Genomic DNA, 6625 nt, shown 5'->3' on the forward strand with positions numbered 1-6625 from the left:
TTTTTACCTCATAAAAAGTCTTAATTCAACACACGCTCCCCTTTGATTAACAAACCTCAGTTACAGAACCTATGGCCAGGTTGCTTTACATCCTAAGACAAATAAAAAATATCCTGAATTTTTGAATTGGTAACATGCAAATTCGCTTATAGACAAAATTGTGACACAAGGAAGGTGCAAAGATGAATGTTTCAGAAGCTAAATATAAAATTGACAAGTTTACCGACGAGTTTATAGATAAAGGTAATGTTAGAAAAGACTATATAGCAATAATTGGCATAGCACCAGAACTTGATTCAAATGGTAATGTCACTTATTTTACTAAAGTCAGATTCGAATGTATTAACGGAGAAAGAGGATTTTACTATGATGCAGAAGAAGAGAAAATATTAGACACATATGGATGCCATTATCCCTAACTTGATAAGCCTTTCCTGTTTACTATAATTACCCTGTTCGTAAAAGTACACTTTTACGAACTTTTTTTAATTGTTACTTCTTTAAAATAGACTCTTTTAAACAATGATTTTGATTTTTCTTCTTCAACTAACAGGTGCGTTAGCTGAAGATCGGAGCTGTCTTTAAGACAGCTTATTCTTATGCAACTAAACCAGCTAATAGTTTGTCAACATCTATCAATAAAAACTAAAAATATTTCATGCTATACTAAAAATATGCATACCAAATAGCCCCCCTACGAATAGCGTTTGGAAAGTTTTGTGATATTTAGTTGCACTTTCAAACTAGTCTAGATCTTGGAAAGTCGAGTTGTTTTGTAATAGTGCATAAATCCATTGTAGAAGCTTATTAGCACATGCTATAACAGCTACTTTATAGGGCTTTCCTTCTTTCCGTTTCTTATCATAGAACTCACGTAATCTCTTATTACGAGGGATGATTTCATCAGTCGTTTTCTTTTTGCGACAATCACGAATGGCACATCGAACAGCCATATATAGGGCATGCCGTAATCTACTCGAACCTCTTTTGGTTATTTTGTTTACGGATCCCTTGAATCTACCAGATTCAAAGATACTAGGATCAATTCCTGCAAATGCTACGAGTTTTTTAGGGTGATTAAACCGATCAATCTCACCAATTTCAGAAATAATCGTTGCCGCGATTTTTTCACCGATACCAGGGATTGATTGGATTATCTTATATTCTTCAATTTCTTTAGCCAAAGCACCTATCTCTTCATCCAACTTTGATAGGTGCTTTTGGTATTCCATAAGCATTTTGATATACATTTCTTAGCTCATTATGTGACTTTGATACAGTGTTGTCTGAAAGGGATTTTTAGCTGCTGCAGCTATAAGTTTCTTTGCCTTTGTATTTGCCCACTTTCTTGAACGACTTGTACATAATTCATCGATTTTATTACCTAATGCTTCTTCATCGACTACCAAAACATCTTTAGATGTAGGAAATTCTAATAAGGTTAGTAAAGAGGCAACTGAATATAAGTCCCCAAAAACCCCATGATACTCAGGGAAAACCTGATCAAGAACTGCTTGAAATTGAAGTTTCGTTTGTACATATATACCCGTTACATTTTCGTGTTGTCTTGTAGGATTACGAAGGTTTAAGAGTTGAATTCCTCGTTTTTTATTTGGTTCCAAATCTTCTTTATAATACAGCTCGCAGAGATGGTAAGCATCAATCACATCTGTCTTTACTTTTCGTAGAGATGAGCTCTTTGCTCGATAGGAGACAAGTGGGTTAATGATAATTAGTAAATAACCTCTTTCCTCGAAATACTGAACAACTGGAGTATGATAATGCCCAGTAGACTCTAAAACGACCGGAGGTCGAATTCCTGCTAAGTTTTCTATCTCTCTAAGATATTGGTGTAAGCTCTCTAGCCCTTCAATGGTATGTGCTACTTTAAAACTTCTTTTATAAGGCTTCTTCTTATCCAAGAATGCTTGAACCTGACTTTCACCTTTAGCTACATCCAGACCAACCACTGGATTCATTTTTTATCTCCTCCAAAAACATAATATTTGCCGGTAACCCCTAATCCTTCTTGCAGTATCATAGCTTCGCTTGTTATACGAGATCTTGGTCCCAACCAGCCAAATCATGTTTAAGCAAGTAGGGGGCGAACTGTTTAGTTGACGGGATCTTAAGCCCCACGGGCAGGTACGTTCTACCCCGGCTACCGTTATCATATATCGATATAAAAAATGGTCAACCAGAAATATTTTCTGGCTGACCTTATAATACGAAGGGGCAGGTTAGTCGAGAAAATTATACGAATATAGAATATACTAAAGCTGAAATTAGAATGGATTTTTTTGATATCGAGGGATTTTAATGCAAATAAAGCAATTATTTAATTATTTAATTATTTACTATTAGCTTTAATATCACTATCACTACTAACAGGTTGTCCGGGTCCAACTGACTACGATATAGACCTTCCTGGAGGTTATTCTGTTATAAGAACATCAGCCCATCAAGTCAAGATTGCACCAAAAGAAAGTGATAGTAGTTGGGGAACCGACGTCATTCCTACGAAAGTTACTGAAGTTGCTTGGGATGGTAATTATATTATTGCAAAGCAACTTGGTTTGAAAGAAGACGAAGATAGTAGCAATGGCTATCAAATTCCTGATGAAGAGAAAGTGAATTTTTGGATATTAGAAATTAAGACAGGCAAAGTAACTGGACCTTTGGATGACGAAAGTTTTATAGCGAAAAAGGCTGAATTAGAAATATCTAAAGATGTTGTTTTACAAGAAATAGATGATATAAGATAATTTCATAATGAACTAACGGGTGCGTTAGCTGAAGATCAGAGCTGTCTTTAAGACGGCTTTTTCTTTATGCAACTATCGGTGGAGGATTGTTGAAAGGAATGATATAGAATATAGGGTAGGGTACATATATTAATAAAATTAGAAATGGAGATAGAATAGATATGATGTTTAAACTAAATACATTAGTACCAGAGTTATCAGTTTCAGATATAAATAAAAGTCTTAATTTTTATTTAAACATTCTCTCATTTAAGTTAGAGTACCAACGTCCAGAAGATAAGTTCGCTATGCTATCACTAAATGACTGTCAAATTATGATTGAAGAGATAAATGGCTATTGGCAGACTGCGGAGTTAACATATCCTTTTGGGAGGGGAATTAACTTTCAAATAACGGTAAGTGATATTAACGAAATATATAAGAGTCTAAGAATGCATGAGTATCCGATTAAGATAGAAATTCAGGAGAATTGGTATAGGGCAGATAATAAATTAAAGGGACAAAAAGAATTTTTAATTATGGACCCAGACGGTTATTTATTAAGGTTCGTCCAAACCTTGGGGGAAAGAGAAAATGTATAATATTAATATATTTAATAGTATTGGAGGTTTGAAATGATTAATAGTGGAGATGGATTATTTGCTCTTGTAGCTTTTTTACCTATTATTTTTTGTTTAGTAATTACTGGTTTTTCCATTTATTTTGTAATTAAGGTAATTAAGTTCATGAATGAAAAAACAAAATTAGACCGAGATAGAAATGAGAAGCTTGATGAATTAATTAAGGTCAATCAAGGTAAAAAAGATTAAATAACTTTATATTTAATTCAACAAACGGGCGTTAGCGCCATAACAAGGTCGCCAATTGGCGGCACTTCTTAATGTAAGACTCTTACAATAATTATTCATTCAAATAAAAGTGAAAAAGTACCCTTAATTAACTAGCGAAGCAGTTTAGTTCAATAAGGAATGGGATAACTATAAAAAAGGAAAATTCGTAGTATTGGCGAGTTTTCCTTTTTTATTGCCTGACGAAACCAAATTAATCTAAAAATGTTAGTGCATCATAGAGAGACAAAATATAATACCTTGACTTAGAGTAAACTCTAAGTATTACTCTTACTTTGTATCACAAATTAAAAATGAAAGAAGATATAGACATATCAGATTTAATGGAGGCGGCTACATTGACATATTCTATTGGAGAATTTTCTAAAATCGTTGGGTTAAGCGACCATACATTGAGGTTTTATGAAAAAGAAGGGTTAATAAAAGTAAACAGAGACGAGAACAATGTCAGAGTCTACTCGGATGAAAATAAATTATGGATTGAATCTTTGCTTCACTTAAAAAATACGGGAATGCCACTAAAAGACATGAAACAATTTGCCATGTGGGGGCATGTTGGAGATGCAACTATGGAAGAAAGGTTAGCTCTACTTAAAAATCATCGCAAAAAAGTAGTGGAAGATTTGGAGAAGCTTCGTCGAAGTTTAGAACATCTGGATAATAAAATAACTTTTTACGAAAATGAATTAGGAGACTGTTTCTCTAGAGATTAAGCAGCCAGTTATTTTCTCCATTTTCGTCTTTTTGATAAACCTCGTACAGACAGTTTTCGAAATCGCGTTTTTATCGAAAAAAAATAAAAATAAAAAACGCTTGCGTTAGAGTGCACTCTAAGGATTAATCTACTCTTGCACTATTTAAATACATGAAGGGTTGATAAACCTTTATAAAATAGTGCAAAACTGACATGAATATATAAATAAACATATTGAAAGAGGTTAATAAATGAACACAAAATACAGCAACTTATTTGAGTCCCTTACATTTAAAAATGGTATCACCATTAAAAATAGAGTCGTTATGGCACCAATGACCACTTGGGCAAGTAATGACGATTACACCATTTCAGATGAAGAAGCAGCATACTACAAAAAAAGAGTAAATGGTGTCGGTCTTGTGATTACAGGCTGCACGCATGTTCAGCCAAATGGGATCGGTTTTACGCATGAATTCGCAGCGTATGATGATTCCTTTATTCCAAGCCTTCGGAAATTGGCGGATGCAGCGAAAAGCGGCGGAGCTCATGCCATTCTTCAAATTTTCCATGCCGGCAACAAAGCACTGCCGGACTTGACACCAAATGGTGATATTGTTAGTTCCAGCGCTGTAGAGACGGAAGCGACGGCCTTTGCTCCTTCCGTATTGCCGAGAGAACTTTCACACGATGAAATAGTGGACGTGATTCATGCGTTTGGAGAAACAACAAGACGGGCCATTGAAGCAGGGTTTGATGGCGTTGAAATTCATGGCGCACACGGATTTTTGCTCCAAAACTTCTTCTCTCCTTTCTTCAACAGACGCGAGGATCAGTGGGGAGGCTCTCTAGAAAATCGCTTGCGTTTCCCACTGGCAGTCGTTCAGGAAATGAAGAATGTCATTAAAAAACATGCGACAAAACCGTTTATTTTAGGATACAGAATATCTCCTGAAGAATCAGAAGAAGGCGGTTTGCGAATGAAGGATACCTACGCATTAATTGATCGCCTTGTTGAGCAGGATGTAGATTATATTCATGCTTCATTGGCAGATGCGCTTTCCTCACTGCCGGTCGACAGCCAGGAAAAAACGTATCTTGAGTTACTTGTGGACCATGTAAACGGCCGGGTACCTTTGTTGGCTGCTGGTTCTATGGTAACGCCGGATGATGTGGCACAAGCGTTAGACAAAGGCCTTACCCTGGCTGCAATTGGCCATGGTTTAATTATGAATCCAGACTGGGTGGAAAAGGTGCAGAACGGACAAGAGTCTGAGATCCAGACAGCGATAAAGGCTTCAAATGTTCGTGAGCTTGAGCTTCCGGAAAAACTTTGGGGTATCATTCAAGCTTCAGGCCCGTGGTTTAAGATTGAAGAATAAAAATTAAGTTGACGGTTTTGGTTACATTTTTATTAAGAGAGGATGTTATACAGTATGTCTACTATTCAAGGTAAGGTTGTCATTATTACGGGTGCTTCTAGCGGGATTGGAGAAGCTACTGCAAAAGAACTTGCTTCTAAAGGTGCGAAGCTGGTACTGGCCGCTCGTCGCGAAGATCGTTTACAAAAGCTACAAGAAGAAATTCAACAGAATGGCGGGCAAGCTATTTATAAAGTGACGGATGTTTCCTCACACGAACAAATGGAAAAGCTGGCTGATTATGCGCTTAAAGAGTTTGGCAAAATTGATGTCATGGTCAATAATGCAGGCGTAATGCCGCTATCACCTGTTCATCAAAAAAAAATCAATGAATGGGATTCGATGATTGATATTAACATCAAGGGTGTGCTCTATGGTATTGCGGCTGTTCTTCCGTCCATGAGAGAAAGAAAAGAAGGGCATATCATTAACGTTTCCTCCATAGCTGGTCACTTAGTATTCCCTGCTAGTGCCGTTTATAGTGGTACAAAGTTTGCGGTACGTGCCATTACAGAAGGTCTCCGTATAGAAGAGGCTAGCAACAATATTCGTACAACCATTATCTCGCCAGGAACTATTGCTACAGAATTACTAGAATCCATTTCAGATTTAGAGTTAAAATCTGAAATCATTGAAGTTAGTAAAATTGGAATCGAGCCTGCTAGCATTGCCCGTTCCGTTGCATTTGCCATTGAACAACCATCAGATGTAGCGATTAATGAGATGATTATTCGTCCAACCATTCAAGAACTCTAAAAAGAAACTTTTGTAACGAGGCAGCCCACTTTTTTTAGGGGCTGCTTTTTTTAAAATTTAAGTTTGTGAAGCATTGTACTTAAACAAACGGGTGCTTTAGTTCATTAACAAGGGTTGCTGCGGCAGCCTTTTTCTTATGGC

7 protein-coding genes and 1 pseudogene are annotated in these 6625 nt (G+C 36.4%); 7 read left to right on the forward strand and 1 reads right to left on the reverse strand.

Annotated elements, in window-relative coordinates; genetic code table 11:
* The first annotated feature begins 182 nt into the window (after positions 1 to 182).
* Positions 183 to 419 (forward strand): hypothetical protein, encoded by a 237-nt coding sequence (locus JFU24_RS01660; RefSeq protein WP_201249364.1) that lies wholly within the window; start codon positions 183 to 185, stop codon positions 417 to 419.
* A gap of 324 nt (positions 420 to 743) precedes the next feature.
* On the opposite strand, the pseudogene JFU24_RS01665 reads toward JFU24_RS01660, so the two are convergent.
* Positions 744 to 1979 (reverse strand): annotated as a pseudogene (locus JFU24_RS01665) (IS110 family transposase).
* A gap of 438 nt (positions 1980 to 2417) precedes the next feature.
* Between JFU24_RS01665 and JFU24_RS01670 the strand changes: the two are divergent.
* The 6 genes from JFU24_RS01670 to JFU24_RS01695 all read left to right on the forward strand — a co-directional run bounded on the left by JFU24_RS01670 (position 2418) and on the right by JFU24_RS01695 (position 6484).
* Entirely contained in the window at positions 2418 to 2765 is a 348-nt protein-coding gene (locus JFU24_RS01670) for a DUF3997 domain-containing protein (RefSeq protein WP_342214655.1), read from the forward strand.
* 161 nt (positions 2766 to 2926) lie between these two features.
* Positions 2927 to 3346 carry a bleomycin resistance protein gene (locus tag JFU24_RS01675; RefSeq protein ID WP_342214653.1) on the forward strand — a complete coding sequence of 140 codons (420 nt, stop codon included), beginning with the start codon at positions 2927 to 2929 and terminating at the stop codon, positions 3344 to 3346.
* A 33-nt stretch (positions 3347 to 3379) separates the two neighbouring features.
* Positions 3380 to 3574, forward strand: a complete 195-nt coding sequence (locus JFU24_RS01680) for a hypothetical protein (RefSeq protein ID WP_201225372.1) — start codon at positions 3380 to 3382, stop codon at positions 3572 to 3574.
* A 377-nt stretch (positions 3575 to 3951) separates the two neighbouring features.
* Entirely contained in the window at positions 3952 to 4326 is a 375-nt protein-coding gene (locus JFU24_RS01685; RefSeq protein ID WP_242485229.1) for a MerR family transcriptional regulator, read from the forward strand.
* A 232-nt stretch (positions 4327 to 4558) separates the two neighbouring features.
* Positions 4559 to 5689, forward strand: coding sequence for an NADH-dependent flavin oxidoreductase (locus JFU24_RS01690; protein WP_201249365.1), 1131 nt, complete (start codon positions 4559 to 4561; stop codon positions 5687 to 5689).
* A gap of 54 nt (positions 5690 to 5743) precedes the next feature.
* On the forward strand, positions 5744 to 6484 hold the full coding sequence (locus JFU24_RS01695) for an SDR family oxidoreductase (protein ID WP_201225376.1): 741 nt from the start codon (positions 5744 to 5746) through the stop codon (positions 6482 to 6484).
* Positions 6485 to 6625: the final 141 nt, after the last annotated feature.

Origin of the sequence: Peribacillus sp. TH27, from assembly GCF_016650915.1 — a bacterium.
Lineage (GTDB): Bacteria > Bacillota > Bacilli > Bacillales > DSM-1321 > Peribacillus > Peribacillus butanolivorans.